Genomic DNA, 18,011 nt, shown 5'->3' with positions numbered 1-18,011 from the left:
TCGAGCGCCGCAGGTGTGAATGAAGGTACGCCGGACTTTTAATTGGGCCCGGTGTTGTGAAGTGCGCTTTTGTGCCGTACTATGGCGCTTTGCGCATGCCTTCATATGCCCCTCAGCCTGCCCGGTGGCTGTTCGGTGGTCGGCAGCGCGAATCCACCTGCGAACCTTGTCGAAGGATTCCTCTTGGCCGCGCGCACCTCGTCGGGTGACTCCACCCCTCGCCGCATCTCTTTCGCTAAGATCTCAGAGCCTCTCGAGCTTCCCAAGCTCCTCGCCCTCCAGACCGACAGCTTCGACTGGCTGATCGGTAACGAGCGCTGGCAGGAGCAGGTCGCCGCCCGCGAAGCAGCGGGCGAGGACGTGTCTCACAAGTCCGGTCTACAGGAGATCTTCGAGGAGATCTCCCCGATCGAGGACTTCTCGGAGACGATGTCCCTCTCGTTCGAGAGCCCTGTCTTCTACGACCCCAAGTACACCGTCGAGGAGTGCAAGGAGAAGGACTTCACCTACTCCGCGCCTCTCTATGTCTCGGCGGAGTTCACCAACAACGACACCGGTGAGATCAAGGGCCAGACGGTCTTCATGGGCGACTTCCCGCTCATGACCGAACAGGGCACCTTCGTCATCAACGGCACCGAGCGTGTTGTCGTCTCGCAGCTCGTCCGGTCCCCGGGCGTCTACTTCGAGCGCACCGCCGACAAGACGTCCGACAAGGACATCTACACCGCCAAGCTGATCCCGAGCCGCGGCGCCTGGCTCGAGTTCGAGATCGACAAGCGCGACCTGGTCGGCGTCCGCCTCGACCGCAAGCGCAAGCAGAACGTCACGGTGCTGCTCAAGGCCCTCGGCTGGACCAACGAGCAGATCCGCGAGGAGTTCGGCGAGTACGAGTCGATGATGCTGACCCTCGAGAAGGACAGCACCACCGCTCAGGACGACGCGCTGCTCGACATCTACCGCAAGCTGCGCCCGGGCGAGCCCCCGACGCGTGAGGCCGCGCAGACGCTGCTGAACAACTACTACTTCAACCCGAAGCGCTACGACACCGCCAAGGTCGGTCGCTACAAGGTCAACAAGAAGCTCGGTCTGACCGAGGCCTTCGACCAGCAGACGCTGACCGTCGACGACATCGTCGCGACGATCAAGTACGTCGTGGCGCTGCACGACGGGCGCGCCCAGCTCGACATGCCGCAGGGCACGATCGACATCGCCGCCGACGACATCGACCACTTCGGCAACCGCCGGATGCGGACGGTCGGCGAGCTGATCCAGAACCAGCTGCGTACGGGCCTGGCTCGTATGGAGCGGGTGGTACGCGAGCGGATGACGACCCAGGACGTCGAGGCGATCACGCCGCAGTCCCTGATCAACATCCGTCCCGTGGTCGCTGCGCTGAAGGAGTTCTTCGGCACCTCGCAGCTGTCGCAGTTCATGGACCAGAACAACCCGCTCGCGGGCCTGACGCACAAGCGGCGTCTGTCGGCTCTCGGCCCGGGTGGTCTCTCCCGTGACCGCGCCGGCATGGAGGTCCGAGACGTCCACCCGTCGCACTACGGCCGGATGTGTCCGATCGAGACCCCTGAAGGTCCCAACATCGGTCTGATCGGTTCGCTGGCCTCCTTCGGCCGGATCAACCCGTTCGGCTTCGTCGAGACGCCCTACCGCAAGGTGGAGAACGGCGTCGTCACCGACAAGATCGACTACCTGACCGCCGACGACGAGGACCGCTACGTCATCGCGCAGGCCAACGCGGCCGTCGACGAGAACATGAAGTTCGCGACCGAGCGCGTGCTGGTCCGCCAGCGCGACGGTGAGGTCTCCGAGCTCCTGGCCGACGAGGTCGACTACATCGACGTCTCGCCGCGCCAGATGGTGTCGGTCGCGACCGCGCTGATCCCGTTCCTCGAGCACGACGACGCCAACCGTGCGCTCATGGGCGCCAACATGCAGCGTCAGGCGGTGCCGCTGGTCCGCAGCGACTCGCCGCTGGTCGGCACGGGCATCGAGTACCGCGCGGCTGTCGACGCCGGTGACGTGCTCGTCGCGAAGAAGGCCGGTGTGGTCAAGGAGGTCTCCTCCGACCTGATCGAGACCCTCAACGACGACGGCACCTACACCTCCTACAAGCTCGCGAAGTTCGAGCGCTCCAACCAGGGCAACTGCGTCAACCAGCAGCCGCTGGTCGACGAGGGCGCCCGGGTCGAGGTCGGCTCCCCGCTGGCCGACGGTCCGGCGACCCAGGGTGCCGAGATGGCGCTGGGTGCCAACCTCCTGGTCGCCTTCCAGTCGTGGCAGGGCCACAACTACGAGGACGCGATCATCCTCTCCCAGCGTCTGGTGCAGCAGGACTACCTCACCTCGATCCACATCGAGGAGCACGAGGTCGACGCCCGCGACACCAAGCTGGGTCCGGAGGAGATCACCCGGGACATCCCGAACGTCTCCGAGGAGATGCTGGCCGACCTCGACGAGCGCGGCATCATCCGCATCGGCGCCGAGGTCACCACCGGTGACATCCTGGTCGGCAAGGTCACCCCGAAGGGCGAGACCGAGCTGACCCCGGAGGAGCGTCTGCTCCGCGCGATCTTCGGTGAGAAGGCGCGCGAGGTCCGCGACACCTCGATGAAGGTTCCGCACGGCGAGGAGGGCACCGTCATCGGTGTCCGCGTCTTCGACCGTGAGGAGGGCGACGAGCTGCCCCCGGGCGTGAACCAGCTGGTTCGGGTCTACGTGGCGCAGAAGCGCAAGATCTCCGTGGGTGACAAGCTCGCCGGCCGTCACGGCAACAAGGGCGTCATCGCGAAGATCCTGCCGGTCGAGGACATGCCGTTCATGGAGGACGGCACCCCGGTCGACGTTCTGCTCAACCCGCTCGGTGTTCCGCGTCGTATGAACATCGGACAGGTCCTGGAGCTCCACCTCGGCTGGCTCGCCAAGCAGGGCTGGGACCTCAACCTCTCCGAGGACCCCGAGGACAGCGCCTGGAAGCAGCGCCTCATCAAGATCCACGCCGACAAGGCCGAGCCGGGCACCAAGGTGGCCACCCCGGTCTTCGACGGCGCGCGTGAGGACGAGATCACCGGTCTGCTCAGCGCGACCCTCCCCAACCGGGACGGTCGGCGTGTGGTCGGCACCGACGGCAAGGCCCGCCTCTTCGACGGTCGCTCCGGCGAGCCGTTCCCGGAGCCGGTGGCCGTGGGCTACATGTACATCCTCAAGCTGCACCACCTGGTCGACGACAAGATCCACGCGCGTTCGACCGGTCCGTACTCGATGATCACCCAGCAGCCGCTCGGCGGTAAGGCCCAGTTCGGTGGCCAGCGCTTCGGTGAGATGGAGGTCTGGGCGATGGAGGCGTACGGCGCCGCCTACGCCCTGCAGGAGCTCCTCACCATCAAGTCGGACGACGTGCCCGGCCGTGTGAAGGTGTACGAGGCGATCGTCAAGGGCGAGAACATCCCCGACTCGGGTATCCCGGAGTCGTTCAAGGTTCTCGTCAAGGAGATGCAGTCGCTGTGCCTGAACGTCGAGGTGCTGAGCCAGGACGGTTCGGCGATCGAGCTCCGTGACGCGGAGGAAGACGTCTTCCGCGCCGCCGAGGAGCTCGGCATCGACCTCTCCCGTCGCGAGCCCTCTTCCGTAGAGGAAGTCTGACGAGCGGGAGGTGCGCCTCCGGGCGTACCTCCCCTCCCTCAGTCCCCTTTGAACTTTCCAAGAACTAACGAAGGAACTGGAAGCCACCGTGCTCGACGTCAACTTCTTCGATCAGCTCAAGATCGGCCTGGCCACCGCGGACGAGATCCGCGCGTGGAGCCACGGCGAGGTCAAGAAGCCTGAGACCATCAACTACCGCACGCTCAAGCCCGAGCGTGACGGCCTCTTCTGCGAGAAGATCTTCGGTCCCACCCGGGACTGGGAGTGCTACTGCGGCAAGTACAAGCGCGTGCGCTTCAAGGGCATCATCTGCGAGCGCTGCGGCGTCGAGGTCACCCGCTCCAAGGTACGCCGCGAGCGGATGGGCCACATCGAGCTCGCCGCCCCGGTGACCCACATCTGGTACTTCAAGGGCGTTCCGTCGCGGCTGGGCTACCTGCTCGACCTCGCTCCGAAGGACCTGGAGAAGGTCATCTACTTCGCTGCGTACATGATCACCTCCGTCGACGAGGACGCGCGTCACCGCGACCTGTCCTCGCTCGAGGCGAAGGTCGACCAGCAGCGCAAGATGCTGACCGGCCGGCTCGACGTGGCGATCAACGACCGCGCCAAGAAGCTCGAGACCGACCTGGCCGCGCTCGAGGCCGAGGGCGCCAAGTCCGACGCCAAGCGCAAGGTCAAGGACGGCGCCGAGCGCGAGATGAAGCAGCTGCGTGACCGCACCGAGCGTGAGGTCAACCGTCTCGACGAGGTCTGGGACACCTTCAAGAACCTGAAGGTCCAGGACCTCATGGGCGACGAGCTCCTCTACCGCGAGATGAAGACCTGGTTCGGGAAGTACTTCGAGGGCCACATGGGCGCCACGGCGATCCAGAAGCGCCTCGAGAACTTCGACATCGAGGCCGAGGTCGAGAACCTCCGCGAGACCATCGCCACCGGCAAGGGTCAGCGCAAGGTCCGCGCCCTCAAGCGTCTCAAGGTCGTCGACGCCTTCCGCAAGACCGGCAACCAGCCGACCGGCATGGTGCTCGACGCCGTCCCGGTCATCCCGCCGGACCTGCGCCCGATGGTGCAGCTCGACGGTGGCCGCTTCGCGACCTCCGACCTCAACGACCTCTACCGTCGTGTGATCAACCGCAACAACCGCCTCAAGCGTCTCCTCGACCTCGGTGCCCCCGAGATCATCGTGAACAACGAGAAGCGGATGCTGCAGGAGGCCGTCGACTCGCTGTTCGACAACGGTCGCCGTGGCCGCCCGGTCACCGGGCCGGGCAACCGTCCGCTGAAGTCGCTCTCCGACATGCTCAAGGGCAAGCAGGGTCGCTTCCGTCAGAACCTGCTCGGTAAGCGCGTCGACTACTCCGGCCGTTCGGTCATCGTCTCTGGTCCGCAGCTCAAGCTGCACCAGTGCGGTCTGCCGAAGCAGATGGCCCTGGAGCTGTTCAAGCCGTTCGTGATGAAGCGCCTGGTGGACCTGAGCCACGCTCAGAACATCAAGTCCGCCAAGCGGATGGTCGAGCGTGCTCGCCCGGTCGTGTGGGACGTCCTCGAAGAGGTCATCACCGAGCACCCGGTTCTGCTGAACCGTGCGCCCACCCTGCACCGCCTCGGCATCCAGGCCTTCGAGCCCCAGCTGATCGAGGGTAAGGCCATCCAGCTGCACCCGCTCGTCTGCACCGCGTTCAACGCGGACTTCGACGGTGACCAGATGGCTGTCCACCTGCCGCTGTCGGCGGAGGCCCAGGCCGAGGCTCGCATCCTGATGCTCTCGACCAACAACATCCTCAAGCCGTCCGACGGTCGTCCGGTCACCATGCCGACCCAGGACATGATCATCGGTCTGTACTTCATCACCTCCGACCGCGAGGGTGAGGTCGGCGAGGGCCGTGCCTTCTCGTCCCCGGCCGAGGCCATCATGGCCTTCGACCACCTCGAGATCACGCTGCAGTCGAAGATCAAGATCCGCCTCGACGACATCGTCCCGCCGATCGGCTACGACGTGCCGGAGGGCTGGACCGCGGGCGACCCGATCGTCCTCGAGACCACGCTGGGCCGGGTGATCTTCAACGACACCCTCCCCGCCGACTACCCCTTCGTGAACTACGAGGTCGGTAAGAAGCAGCTCGGCGCGATCATCAACGACCTGGCCGAGCGTTACACCAAGGTCGAGGTCGCGGCGTCGCTGGACGCGCTCAAGGACAACGGCTTCCACTGGGCCACCCGTTCGGGTGTCACGGTCTCCATCGACGACGTCACCACGCCGCCGAACAAGGCCGAGATCCTGGAGACGTTCGAGACGCAGGCTGCCAAGGTGCAGAAGCAGTTCGAGCGTGGTCTGGTCACCGACGAGGAGCGCCGTCAGGAGCTCGTCGAGATCTGGACCGAGGCCGCCAAGGTCGTCGGTGCTGCCATGGAGGCGGCGTTCGACCGCAAGAACCCGATCTTCATGCAGGTCACCTCGGGTGCTTCGGGTAACTTCAACCAGATCCGCCAGGTCGGCGCCATGCGAGGCCTGGTGGCCAACCCGAAGGGCGAGATCATCCCGCGGCCGATCAAGTCGAACTTCCGCGAGGGTCTCTCCGTCCTGGAGTACTTCATCTCCACCCACGGTGCTCGTAAGGGTCTGGCCGACACCGCGCTGCGTACCGCCGACTCGGGTTACCTGACCCGTCGTCTGGTGGACGTCTCGCAGGACGTCATCATCCGTGAGGACGACTGCGGCACCGAGCGCGGTCTGCCGAAGGTCATCGGTGTCGACCAGGGCGGCGTCGTCGTCAAGGACGACAACGCCGAGACCGCTGCGTACGCTCGCACGGCTGCCGTCGACATCGAGCACCCGTCGACCGGCGAGGTTCTCGCGGTCGCCGGCGAGGACCTGGGCGACGTCAAGATCGAGGAGCTGGTTCGCGCCGGCATCACCGAGGTCAAGGTCCGTTCGGTTCTCACCTGTGAGGCCCGCACGGGTACGTGTGCCAAGTGCTACGGCCGCTCGCTGGCCACCGGCAAGCTCGTCGACATCGGTGAGGCGGTCGGCATCATCGCCGCCCAGTCCATCGGTGAGCCCGGCACCCAGCTGACCATGCGTACGTTCCACACCGGTGGTGTGGCCTCGGCCGACGACATCACGCAGGGTCTGCCGCGTGTCGTCGAGCTCTTCGAGGCGCGTACGCCGAAGGGTGTCACGCCGATCTCCGAGGTCGCCGGTCGCGTCGAGATCGAGGAGACCGACAAGGCCCGCAAGGTCCTGGTCACCCCGGACGACGGCTCCGAGGTCAAGGAGTACGTGGTGTCGCGCCGCTCGCGTCTGCGGGTTGCCGACGGTGACCACATCGAGGTCGGTGCTCCGCTGACCATCGGTACGCCGGACCCCAAGGAGGTCCTGCGTATCCTCGGTGTCCGCAAGACCCAGCAGCACCTCGTCGACGAGGTCCAGCAGGTCTACCGGTCCCAGGGTGTGTCCATCCACGACAAGCACATCGAGATCATCGTGCGGCAGATGCTGCGCCGGATCACGGTGCTCGAGTCCGGTGACACCAACCTGCTGCCGTCCGACCTGGCCGACCGTATCGACTTCGAGTCGGAGAACCGGCGCGTGGTCTCCGAGGGCGGCAAGCCGGCCTCGGGTCGTCCGGAGCTGATGGGCATCACCAAGGCCTCGCTCGCCACCGAGTCCTGGCTGTCGGCGGCCTCCTTCCAGGAGACCACCCGCGTCCTCACCGACGCCGCCATCAACGGCCGCTCCGACTCGCTGCGCGGTCTGAAGGAGAACGTCATCATCGGTAAGCTCATCCCGGCCGGCACCGGCCTGGAGCGCTACCGGAACATCAAGGTCGAGCCGACCGATGAGGCTCGCGCCGCGGCGTACTCCGTGACCGGTTACGACAACTACGACTACGAGTTCGGCAACACCGGCGGCCAGGCCGTCGCGCTGGACGACTTCGACTTCGGTTCCTACCAGTCGTAGTCCAGTAGTCAGCGCAAGGCCCCGCCTCCCTCGGGAGGCGGGGCCTTCGCCATGTGTACGTCCTCAAGGCACGATGAGCCAGCGCCCGTCGGACCCGGGTGCGGCCACGGCCTCCTGGTAGGCCTCGGCGGCCTTGCTGAGCGGGCGGGTCGCGGCGATCCGGGTCGGCACGGTGCCGTCGGCGGCCAGCTGGAGGAGATCGGCGAGCGCCGCCCCGTCGGCGTGGCTCATCACCGTCGAGACCTCGATGCCGCGCTCCGGCTCCGGGGCCCGGCCGGGCTTGACGCTGACGTAGCGGCCGTTGTCGCGTACGCCTGCCAGGGCCGGTTCGTTCAGGGCCGCCAGGTCGAGGACGGCGTCGTGGGCGCCCGGCTCGATCTCCGTGAGGGTGTGGTCGGCGCCGGTGGCGAGATGCTCGATGCCGGGGCGTACCAGGGCGTGGACCGTCCAACCGTCGGCTTTGGCGAGAGCCAGTGCCCACAGGCCGACGCCGCCGGCGGCTCCGGTGACGAGGAGGCTGCCGCGCTCGGTGCCCAGCAGGTCGAGCGCCTGGCGGGCGGTGAGGGCGTTGAGCGGGGCCGCGGCGGCTGCCTCGAGGGCGAGGCCGTCGGGCAGGGCGGCCGCGTCGGCGGCGGCGAGGACCACCTCGGTCGCGTGGGCGCGGGTGCCTGCGGCCGGGTTGCCGTGGAACCCGGCGACCCGGTCGCCGACGGCGAATCCGGAGACGGCCTCGCCGATCTCGGTGACCACCCCGCTGAAGTCGAAGCCGAGCCCGATCACGTCGGGCAGGCCGATGGGCGCGTGGTCGGCGGCGACGAAGGCGTCGAAGAGGGTGAAGCCGGCTGCGGCGACCTCGACCCGGATGTCGTCGGGGCCGAGCGGCTGTGCCGGGAGCTCCTCGAGGCGCGGGGTCGGGTCGCCGGCGCGGGAGATGAGTGCGTACATGGTGTTCGTCCTTTGCGGTGGATGGCGTCCTTGCAGTACTACTTTCGGTGCCCTACTCTCCTTTGGGAAGAAGGCACTTTGAAGTGGCGTACGCACCTGGAGGTCTGCCATGGGGACGACGACGGCCGAGCGGCCGAGCGGGTTCGAGCACAGCGGATTCGACGCGTTCAACGCGCTGTGTCCGAGCCGGCGGCTGCTGGACACGATCGGTGACAAGTGGGTGAGCCTGGCGATCGTGGCGCTGGGGCTCCGCGGCCCGCTGAGATATTCGGAGCTGGCCTCGCAGATCGAGGGCGTGAGCCAGAAGATGCTGACCCAGTCGCTGCGGAAGATGGAGCGCGACGGTCTGCTGATCCGCACGGTGACCCCGTCGGTGCCGGTGCGGACCGACTACGAGCTCACCACGCTCGGCCAGACGCTGCTTCCGGTCCTCGGCCATCTCAAGGCCTGGGCCGAGGAGCACATGCCGGAGGTCGACGCTGCTCGGACGGCGTACGACGGCAGGCCCTGACGGCAGGGTCTGAAGAAATCTCGAAATGAGATGCAACGGACCGGGACGCCCGCACGTCTCAGGGTGGGACGATGAATTGTCTGCTACTCGAGGAGCGACGATGCGGCACATGCGGCTGATGATGGTCGGTCTCGGGATCCTCGGCGTGCTCGCGGCGGGAGGTTGTGCGTCGACGACGGACGGGGCGGTCGACGCGTCACCATCTGCCTCCGGGACCGCGGACCCCTCCCAAGCGAGCAGCACGGCATCGTCCCCGACTCAGTCCTCACCGGCGGCCACGGGGGGTTCGCCGGTGAGGACTGAGTCTTCTTCTTCCGACCCTGCGCCGGCGGATCCGGTGACGCCGAAGTGCGCCAACACCGACCTGAAGGCCGGCTATCGCGCGACCGACGCGGGCGCGGGCTCACGGTTCGGCGAGATCACGCTGACCAACGTCTCCGACCAAGCGTGTGCCCTCGGTGGCTTCGGCGGGCTGTCGTACGTCGGGGGTGGCGACGGCACCCAGGTCGGCGCGCCCGCGGCGCGTGAGGGCAAGTGGCGCACGGTGATCATGAAGCCGGGTCAGGTGGCGGTCAGCGAGATCTCCGAGTCGACGGCCGAGAACTACCCGGCCTCAGACTGCAGGCCGACCGAGGTGGACGGGTTCCGGGTCTTCGTGCCGGACTCCTACGACTCCCAGTTCGTCCGCCACCGGACGACCGGGTGTGCGGACAAGAACGTGTCGCTCCTGTCTCATCACGCGTTCCACTAGGAGCGCCCGAGCACGGCCTCGAGCTGCCGCGCATATACGCAGGTCACCGCTGGGAAAATTGTTTACCCTCTGGGGTATGGCAGCTGATCTGGACAGACACGTCCGCGGGATCGTCGACGAGGTCGCCTACCTGGTGTTGGCGACCTCGGATCCCGACGGGCGCCCGCGTACCTCGCCGGTCTACTTCTCCCACGACGGCTACCGAGACCTCTACTGGGTCTCGGCGCCCGATGCGCAGCACTCCCGCAATATCGTCCGCGACCCGCGCGTGGCCGGAGTCATCTTCGACTCCTCGGTGCTGCCGGGATCCGGGGCGAGCGCTGCGTACGTCACCGGGATGGCGCGCCAGGTGCCCGACTTCGAGCTCGAGAAACGCTGCGAGGTGGCGTTCCACCGGCTGGTCGGGACGGCTCGGGCGTTCAAGCCGGAGCAGCTGCGCGGCGAGGCGTCGCTGCGGCTCTACGTGATGGAGGTCGAGCTCTGGGAGGCGCACCTTCCCGGCGTCGACCCGGACGACGAGGCCGCACCCGAGACCAGGGTCGAGGCGGACCCGGAGCTCTGAGCGGGTCAGGTCGCGGGGCGGAAGAGGAGGTGGATCTCCTTGCGCAGCTCGAGCCGCTCGATGCCGATGTCGTAGACCGGCTCCAGGATCTCGGGGCGGAGCACCTCGTCGACGGTGCCGCGCGCGGCGACGCGGCGCTGGTCGAGCAGCACCAGGTCGTCGCAGTAGCGAGCTGCCAGGTTGAGGTCGTGGAGCACGACGATCGCCGTCGTCCCGAGCTTCCGCACCAGGGACAGGATCTCGTGCTGGTAGCGGATGTCGAGGTGGTTCGTCGGCTCGTCGAGGAGCAGGTGGGTCGCCTCCTGCGCCAGCGCCCGGGCGATGAGCACCCGCTGCCGCTCGCCCCCGGAGAGAGCGGCGAAGGAGCGCGGCCCGAGGTGGGTCCCGCCGACCCGCTCCAGGCACTCCGCCGCGATCGCCAGGTCGTGCTCACCGGCCCTGGCGAAGGCGGACAGATGAGGCGTACGTCCTAGGAGGACCATCTCGCCGGCGGTCAGAGATGTGTCGGTGCCGGACTCCTGGACGACGACGGCCAGGCGCCGGGCGACCTGCTTGGCGGGGAGCGTGGCGAGGTCGTCGCCGTCGATCTCGACGGTGCCGCTGCCGCGCAGGGCGCCGTAGAGCAGCCGGAGGAGGGTCGTCTTGCCGCTCCCGTTCGGGCCGATCAGACCAAGCACCCGGCCCTCGTGGGAGGCGACGTCGACGTCTTCGAGGATCGTCGTGGTGGCGTACGTCCAGGACAGGCCCGTCGCCTCGATCACCGGCCGAACCTGTCGATGATCCGCTCGAGGCCGTCGACGGAGAGGGCCGACGGCGGCTCGGTGAAGTTGAACAGCTGGGCCATCACGTCGCCGTTCCTGACCGCGGTGAGGTCCTCGGCGCCGGCGAGCTGGGTGATCGACTCCTCGACCTCCTTCGGGTCGCCGGCGTTGTGGAGCAGGATGATCACGTCGGGGTCGCGCTCGAGGAGATCCTCGGTCGAGACCTCGAAGACGCGCTCGTCGACGTCGGCGAAGACGTCCTCGAACCCGGCCGCCTCCAGCTGCGGGTGGGCCATCGACCTGGTGCCGTAGGCGTAGGTGACGCCGCCGCCGACGGTGGGGTAGAGCACGGCGGCCGTACGTCCCTCGCCGACCTTCTCCTTCTCCAGGTCGGTGACGCGTTTGCGCAGGTCAGCGACAGCCTTGGCGGCCTCGTCCTCGCGGTCGAATACCTTCCCGTAGGCCTCCAGCTGGCTGTAGACGTCGTCGAAGCCGGGGTCGTCGATGCCCTCGGGGCACATCGCCGGCTCCTCGAGGAGATCGATGTCGACGGCGTCGAGGGTGTCGCGGGAGAGGTTGTCGACCTCGCCCAGGACCAGGTCGGGCTCCTCGGCGATCACGATCTCCTTGGAGATCTGCAGGTGGCCGCTGGTGTCCATCTCGTCGGTGAGCAGCGGGATGTCGTCGAGCTCGGACTGGGTCTCGGCGTCGTAGTAGTCGGCGGGGTACTCGCCGGCCCTGGCCACGACCTGGTCCATCACGCCGAGGGCGTGCAGATAGGGGACGGCGGAGCTCTTCAGCATCACGACGCGCTCCGGCGGCGCCTCGAAGGTCACCTCGGCGCCGCAGTTCTCGATGGTGACCGGGAAGCCGTCCGTGGTGGCCTCGTCACCGGTGGCGTCGGCGCCGCAGGCGGTGGTCGTGGTCAGTACGAGGGCGGCGGTGGCGAGCATGGGGCGGATCATTCGTGGCTCCTGACAGGTCAGACGTCGCGCGCGGAGAAGCGCCGGATGAGGACGATGAGGAACGGGGCGCCCAGCAGGGCGGTGACGATCCCGATCGGGATCTCCTGGGGCTGGAGGAGCACGCGGGCGAGCACGTCGGCCCAGACCAGCAGGATCGCGCCCATGAGGGCGGCGGCCGGGACCGCCACGGAGTGGGCGGAGCCGACCGCGCGGCGGGCGAGGTGAGGCACGACGAGGCCGACGAAGCCGATGCTGCCGGCGGCGGATACGACGACACCCACGGTCAGAGCCACCACGATCAGCAGCAGTGTGCGGAAGCGGTCGGGGGAGATGCCGAGGGTGTGGGCGGTCTCGTCGCCGATCGCGAGTGCGTCGAGACCGCGACCGGACAGGGTCAGCAGGGCGATGGTGGCGAGCACTGCGACAGCCACGACGGCGAGCAGGCCGTTCCACTGGGCCAGGCCGAGCGAGCCGAGCAGCCAGAACATCACCGACCGCGCGCCCTCGGCCGAGCCCGAGGCGAAGATCAGGAAGCTGGTCAGGCCGTAGAGCAGGTAGCCGACCGCGACACCGGAGAGCAGCAGTCGCAGCGAGGTGACCCGGCCGCCGCTGCGGGCGAGGGCGAACACCAGGAACGACGCCGCGAGGGCGCCGAGGAAGGCGGAGCCGGGCAGGGCGTACGCCCCCAGGCCCGTGCCCGCACCGAAGAGGATCGCCGCCGCGGCTCCGCTGGAGGCGCCGGAGTTGATCCCGAGCAGGTAGGGGTCGGCGAGCATGTTGCGGACCATCGCCTGCAGAGCCATGCCGGTGACGGCCAGGCCCGCTCCGACCAGGGCGCCGAGGAGCACGCGGGGGAGGCGTACCTTCCACACGATCGCCTCCTCGGTGGCCTTCCAACCGGCCTCGGGCAGGCCGAGGAGGTGGTGGCCGAGGATCTGGGCGACCGTCCCGGGGCTCACGTACGCAGCGCCCAGCCCGACGGCGACCACGACCGTCACCACGGCGGCGGCGAGGAGGCCCAGGAGCCAGACGACGGCGCGCCGGCGGCGGCGACGTACGCCGAGAGGGTCGTGCACGTGGGGGCCTTCCGAGACTGCTTCGGGGCTAATGCGAAGAACTTGCAATAAGTTAGCAGAGGCTCGCTTCGGCCGGAGGTGAGGGTTGTTTCGCGGGCCGTTGGCCGGTTCTGGGAAGATATGCGCATGACCTTGTCCCTTCCGCAGTCAGCTGACGTGCTCGTCGTGGGGGCAGGGCCAGCGGGCTCGGCCGCGGCGGCCTGGCTGGCGCGCGCCGGGGTCGATGTCCTGCTGACCGACGCGGCCGTCTTCCCGCGTGACAAGACCTGCGGTGACGGCCTGACCCCTCGCGCGACCCACGAGCTGGTCCGGCTCGGGCTGGAGGACTGGCTGCGGGCGCACCCTGTCTCGAAGGGCCTGCGGGCGCATGGCTTCGGGCAGACGCTGCACCTGCCCTGGCCCGGCGGCACGCTGCCGTCGTGGGGGTCGGCGGTGCCGCGGACCGAGCTCGACGACCACCTGCGCACCGTGGCGATCAAGTCCGGCGCGACCGCCGTCGACGGCGTGCGCGCGGTGGACGTGCGGTGGGACGGCGAGCGGATCGCAGCGGTCGTGTTCGAGGGCGGCCACGAGGTTTCCTGCCGGTCGGTCGTGGTGGCCGACGGGGTGCGCTCGCCGCTGGGCAAGGTGCTGGGCCGGGAGTGGCACCGCGACACCGTCTATGGCGTCGCCGGACGGGCCTACATCGCCTCCGAGCAGGCAGACGACGAATGGATCTCCTCCCACCTCGAGCTGCGTGACGAGTCCGGTGAGGCGCTGCCGGGATACGGCTGGATCTTCCCGCTGGGTTCGGGCGAGGTGAACATCGGCGCCGGTGCGCTGGCCACCTCCAAGCGGCCCGCCGACGTCGCGATCAAACCGCTTATGCGCCACTACACCGAGCAGTGCCGCGAGGAGTTCGGGCTCACGGGCGAGCTGCGGGCGGAGAAGTCCGCGCTGCTGCCGATGGGTGGTGCGGTCTCCGGTGTCGCCGGCGCCAACTGGGCGCTGATCGGCGATGCCGCCGGGTGCGTCAACCCGCTCAACGGCGAGGGGATCGACTACGGCCTGGAGACCGGGCGGATGGTCGCCGACGCGCTGATCGCGGGCGAGGATCTGGCCACCGCCTGGCCGGCGACGCTGCGCGAGCACTACGGCGAGGCCTTCTCCATCGCCCGCCGTCTGGCCGGGATCGCGACCCGTCCCAAGCTGGTATCCACGCTCGGACCTGCGGGAATGCGCTCCGACTGGCTGATGACACTGGCCCTGCGGTGGATGGGCAACCTGGTCACCGACGAGGACCGTGACCGGGCCGCCAAGGTGTGGCGCTGGGCCGGTCGCCGCTCGTTGGCTCTCGACTCCCGACCCCCGTTCAGCTGATGGCGACGCGGAATCGGGGCCGCGGTGGGCGGCGACGCAAGCTTCCGAAGGTGCAGCGGGTGGGGGCGTACGCCGTCATCATCCGGGCCGGTGCGGCCGCCGAGCCCGAGATCCTGCTCAGTCGGCTCTCGGAGAAGGTCACGCCGGAGGAGCGGTGGACGCTGCCCGGCGGCGGCATCGACCACGGCGAGGACCCGCGCGACGCGGTCGTGCGCGAGGTCTACGAGGAGGCCGGGGTGCCGGTCGAGGTCGGCGTCGAGGCACGGGTCTACTCCGTCCACCAGGCCAAGGCCTGGCGGCTGGGCCGGCGGGTCAACTCGCACGCGATCCGGATCGTCTACGACGGCTGGGTGCCCCACGACGCTCCCGAACCGCAGACGATGGAGGTCGACGGGTCCACCGCGGAGGCGGCCTGGCTGCCCCTGGCCGCGGTGACGAGTGGCGAGATCCCGACGTCTCCGCTGGTCACCGACGCCCTCGAGGTGCACAAGCCGTCGCGGATGCAGCGGCTGGCCGCGTACGCGCTCATCACCCGCCCCTCCGACGACGCGATCCTGCTCACCCGGATCTCGCCGCTCGGCTACCACTCGGGCACCTGGACGCTGCCCGGTGGCGGGGTCGACTTCGGCGAGCAGCCCCGCGAGGCGCTCAAGCGCGAGGTGGTCGAGGAGTGCGGCCTCACCTGCGAGGTCGGCGCCGTGCTCGACGTGCACGACGTCAACATCACCGGAACGGCCCCCAGCGGACGTCACGAGGAGTTCCACGGCGTCCACCTGATCTTCGCCGCGACGGTCGCCGACGGTGCCATCCCCACGGTGGTCGAGCAGAACGGCACCACCGACGACGTACGTTGGGTGACCCGTGACGAGCTTGGAACGCTGCCGCTGCTCGACGTGGTGAAGGTCGCGTTGGCTGCCGAAGCAACGGCCTAGCTGCCGAGTCGGCTCGTCCTGACCGAATTCAGCGCCGAGTCGGCGCGTTATGACGAGCCGACTCGACACGGATCTTGGTCAGTTTGCGCCGACTCGGCAGGGCCGGGGTCGGGCTGCGGGTCATGGCTACCGGCCGAGATCGATGCGGTTGCCGACGTCCCGCTCGTCGGCTGCGGTGAGGATCATCGCTGCCGCTGCGGCGTCCTGGACGCCGACGCCCACGGAGAGATAGGCGGTGACGTCGGTTCGTGCGCGGTGGAGGGTGGCTGCGCCGGTCAGGACGGCGCCGAGGTCGACGACCCGGTCCGGGTCGACTGCCCCAGAGGCGACGGCGTCGACGACTGGCCCGGAGTCGGTCAAGGCCGACGCCCGGTGGTCGACGACGACCGTGGAGCGTGCCAGTAGCGACGGCGGCAGCTCGACGCGGTCGGGGGCGAAGGAGCCGACGCTGGCCACGGTGGTGCCGTCGGTGACCCAGGCGTCCTCGATCACCGGGGTGAGCGACGAGGTGCAGAGGACGACGATGTCGGCGCTGCGTACGGCCTGTTCCAGGTCTGCCTGAACAGTGGCACCGCGCTCGGCGGCGATCTCGGCGGCGGCGGACGGATTCCTGCCGAAGACCTGTAGGTCGGCGGAGGGGTGGGTCACGGCGAAGGCCGCGAGGTGGGCCCGGGCCTGAGCGCCGGTGCCGACGACGAGAACGGTCCCGGCGGACGGCGCCAGCTGCTGCATCGCGAGCGTGGTCGCGGCCGAGGTGCGCAGCTCGGTGACGCTGTCACCGTTGATCATCGCGCGCGGTGCGCCGGTCTCGGCATCGAGAACTGTGATGACCGAGTGCACGGCACCCAGGCCGCGGGAGGCGTTGGCCGGGTTGACGCTGCCGAACTTGCTCACCGCGGGGGCGTCGTGGGCGATCCGGGAGGAGTAGCAGAAGGAGACCGACGAGTCCGGCCCCGGGACGAGCAGCCGGGGAGGCTGGACGGCCTCCCCGGCTCCGAGCCGGGTGAACGCCTCGCGCTGGGACTCCAGCGCGAGGCGGGGCGTGAACATGCTGCGTACGTCTGTGGCGGAGAGGATCCTGACGGTCACCCTCGCCAGGTTAGACGGTCAGACGGTGGCCTTCTCCGGGGTCTCCTCGAGCGCCACGTCCTTGGTCTCCTTACCGATCAGCAGCGAGATCAGGGTGATCACGGCCATCACGGAGAGGTAGACGCCGACCAGGACGGGCGAGCCGTCGGCCTGCTTCCACAGCGCGACCGCGATGAACGGGGCCACCGCGGCGCCGAGGATCGAGGCGACGTTGTAGGAGATGCCGGAGCCGGTGTAGCGCACGCTGGTCGGGAACAGCTCCGGCAGCAGCGCGCCCATCGGGCCGAAGGTGAGGCCCATCAGGGAGAAGCCGAGGACCAGCCAGAGGATCACGCCGACGGTGCCGGCGTTGACCAGCGGCACCCAGGCCAGGCCGAAGACGATGATCCCGAGGGTGACCGCGATCAGCAGCCGGCGGCGGCCGAAGCGCTCGGCCAGCGGCCCGGAGACCATGGTGAAGATGCCGAAGAAGATGACGCCGAAGATCAGCATCAGCACGAAGGTCGTGTAGCCGTAGCCCAGGCCGGGCACCGGGAGGTCCGTGGCGGCGGTGCCGAACGACAGCGAGAACGCGGTCATCAGGTAGAAGAGGACGTACGTCGCCAGCATGAAGAAGGTGCCGAGGATCAGCTGCTTGCCCTGGTTGCGCACGACCGAGGCCAGCGGAACCTTGCGGACCAGACCGGCATCCTGGCTCTTGGTGAACACGTCGCTCTCGACCAGACGCAGCCGGACCCACAGGCCGACGATGACCATGACCGCGGAGAAGAGGAACGGCACTCGCCAGCCCCAGGCCAGGAAGGCGTCCGACGGCTTGGTCGGGTCGGCGCCCTCGGCGGAGAGCAGCGCGGCGATCGCCAGGAACAGGCCGTTGGAGAGGATGAAGCCCAGCGGCGCGCCGAGCTGCGGGAACGTACCGAAGATCGCGCGCTTGCCCTCGGGGGCGTTCTCGGTGGCGACCAGGGCGGCACCGCTCCACTCGCCGCCGAGCGCGAAGCCCTGGGCCAGGCGCATCAGCACGAGCAGCGCGGTGGCGACCCAACCGACGGTCTCGTACGTCGGGAGCGCACCGATCAGGAAGGTCGCGATGCCCATCGTGAGCAGCGAGATCACCAGCGTCGTCTTGCGGCCGAGCCGGTCGCCGAGGTGACCGAAGAAGATCGCGCCGATCGGGCGGGCGACCATCGCCGCGCCGAAGACGGCGAAGCTCGCCAGGAGCGCGGTGGTGGGGTCGCCTGCCGGGAAGAAGAGGGCGGGGAAGACGAGGACGGCTGCGGTCGCGTACGCGTAGAAGTCGTAGAACTCGATCGTCGTGCCGATGAGACTGGCGACTAGCACGCGGGAGCGCGGGTTGGCCGGTGCGGGGGTGGCGGACATGGTCTCTCTCCGAGGTCTGGAAGCGCCCGACTCTCGCGGGCTGTCCCATTATATGAGAGTCATAT

Annotated in this window: 13 protein-coding genes; 7 read left to right on the top strand and 6 right to left on the bottom strand. The window is 68.7% G+C overall.

Annotation, left to right across the window (positions count from 1 at the left end; all coding sequences use genetic code 11):
• Nucleotides 1-183: 183 nt before the first annotated feature.
• Nucleotides 184-3,654: a DNA-directed RNA polymerase subunit beta gene (gene rpoB / locus BLT25_RS04940; protein ID WP_091042735.1), complete on the top strand. Its 3,471-nt coding sequence runs from the start codon at nt 184-186 to the stop codon at nt 3,652-3,654.
• An 88-nt stretch (nt 3,655-3,742) separates the two neighbouring features.
• Nucleotides 3,743-7,618, top strand: coding sequence for a DNA-directed RNA polymerase subunit beta' (locus BLT25_RS04935; protein WP_091042734.1), 3,876 nt, complete (start codon nt 3,743-3,745; stop codon nt 7,616-7,618).
• 63 nt (nt 7,619-7,681) lie between these two features.
• On the opposite strand, the gene BLT25_RS04930 is transcribed toward BLT25_RS04935, so the two are convergent.
• Nucleotides 7,682-8,563 carry an alcohol dehydrogenase catalytic domain-containing protein gene (locus tag BLT25_RS04930; protein ID WP_091042731.1) on the bottom strand — a complete coding sequence of 294 codons (882 nt, stop codon included), beginning with the start codon at nt 8,561-8,563 and terminating at the stop codon, nt 7,682-7,684.
• A 109-nt stretch (nt 8,564-8,672) separates the two neighbouring features.
• Between BLT25_RS04930 and BLT25_RS04925 the strand changes: the two genes are divergently transcribed.
• The 3 genes from BLT25_RS04925 to BLT25_RS04915 all read left to right on the top strand — a co-directional run bounded on the left by BLT25_RS04925 (nt 8,673) and on the right by BLT25_RS04915 (nt 10,387).
• A complete protein-coding gene (locus BLT25_RS04925; RefSeq protein ID WP_091042729.1) occupies nt 8,673-9,074 on the top strand; it encodes a winged helix-turn-helix transcriptional regulator in 402 nt (133 codons plus the stop codon).
• A 337-nt stretch (nt 9,075-9,411) separates the two neighbouring features.
• Nucleotides 9,412-9,825 carry a DUF4232 domain-containing protein gene (locus BLT25_RS29725; protein ID WP_176883634.1) on the top strand — a complete coding sequence of 138 codons (414 nt, stop codon included), beginning with the start codon at nt 9,412-9,414 and terminating at the stop codon, nt 9,823-9,825.
• Nucleotides 9,826-9,901: 76 nt separating this feature from the next.
• Nucleotides 9,902-10,387, top strand: coding sequence for a pyridoxamine 5'-phosphate oxidase family protein (locus tag BLT25_RS04915; RefSeq protein ID WP_091042725.1), 486 nt, complete (start codon nt 9,902-9,904; stop codon nt 10,385-10,387).
• Nucleotides 10,388-10,392: 5 nt separating this feature from the next.
• On the opposite strand, the gene BLT25_RS04910 is transcribed toward BLT25_RS04915, so the two are convergent.
• The 3 genes from BLT25_RS04910 to BLT25_RS04900 are packed head-to-tail and all read right to left on the bottom strand — an operon-like array spanning nt 10,393 to nt 13,189.
• Nucleotides 10,393-11,148: an ABC transporter ATP-binding protein gene (locus tag BLT25_RS04910; RefSeq protein WP_091042722.1), complete on the bottom strand. Its 756-nt coding sequence runs from the start codon at nt 11,146-11,148 to the stop codon at nt 10,393-10,395.
• Nucleotides 11,145-12,113 (bottom strand): ABC transporter substrate-binding protein, encoded by a 969-nt coding sequence (locus tag BLT25_RS04905; protein ID WP_091042719.1) that lies wholly within the window; start codon nt 12,111-12,113, stop codon nt 11,145-11,147. Before BLT25_RS04905 ends, BLT25_RS04910 begins: the two co-directional genes overlap by 4 nt.
• Nucleotides 12,114-12,130: 17 nt before the next feature.
• Nucleotides 12,131-13,189, bottom strand: coding sequence for a FecCD family ABC transporter permease (locus tag BLT25_RS04900; RefSeq protein WP_218131246.1), 1,059 nt, complete (start codon nt 13,187-13,189; stop codon nt 12,131-12,133).
• A gap of 126 nt (nt 13,190-13,315) precedes the next feature.
• Between BLT25_RS04900 and BLT25_RS04895 the strand changes: the two genes are divergently transcribed.
• Nucleotides 13,316-14,548: a geranylgeranyl reductase family protein gene (locus BLT25_RS04895; protein WP_091042715.1), complete on the top strand. Its 1,233-nt coding sequence runs from the start codon at nt 13,316-13,318 to the stop codon at nt 14,546-14,548.
• Nucleotides 14,548-15,480, top strand: a complete 933-nt coding sequence (locus tag BLT25_RS04890; protein ID WP_256328457.1) for an NUDIX domain-containing protein — start codon at nt 14,548-14,550, stop codon at nt 15,478-15,480. The genes BLT25_RS04895 and BLT25_RS04890 overlap by 1 nt, the downstream gene beginning before the upstream one ends.
• A gap of 126 nt (nt 15,481-15,606) precedes the next feature.
• Here the strand turns inward: BLT25_RS04890 and BLT25_RS04885 are convergent, their stop codons facing one another.
• Nucleotides 15,607-16,569: an ornithine cyclodeaminase family protein gene (locus BLT25_RS04885; protein WP_143033636.1), complete on the bottom strand. Its 963-nt coding sequence runs from the start codon at nt 16,567-16,569 to the stop codon at nt 15,607-15,609.
• An 18-nt stretch (nt 16,570-16,587) separates the two neighbouring features.
• Complete coding sequence (locus BLT25_RS04880; RefSeq protein WP_091042709.1) at nt 16,588-17,946, bottom strand: MFS transporter; 1,359 nt, start codon at nt 17,944-17,946, stop codon at nt 16,588-16,590.
• Between the last annotated feature and the right edge of the window lie 65 nt (nt 17,947-18,011).

It is taken from the genome of Nocardioides sp. YR527 (genome assembly GCF_900101045.1).
GTDB lineage: Bacteria > Actinomycetota > Actinomycetes > Propionibacteriales > Nocardioidaceae > Nocardioides.
Note: the sequence above shows the minus strand (reverse complement) of the source record. Positions and strands in the feature narration are given on the sequence as shown.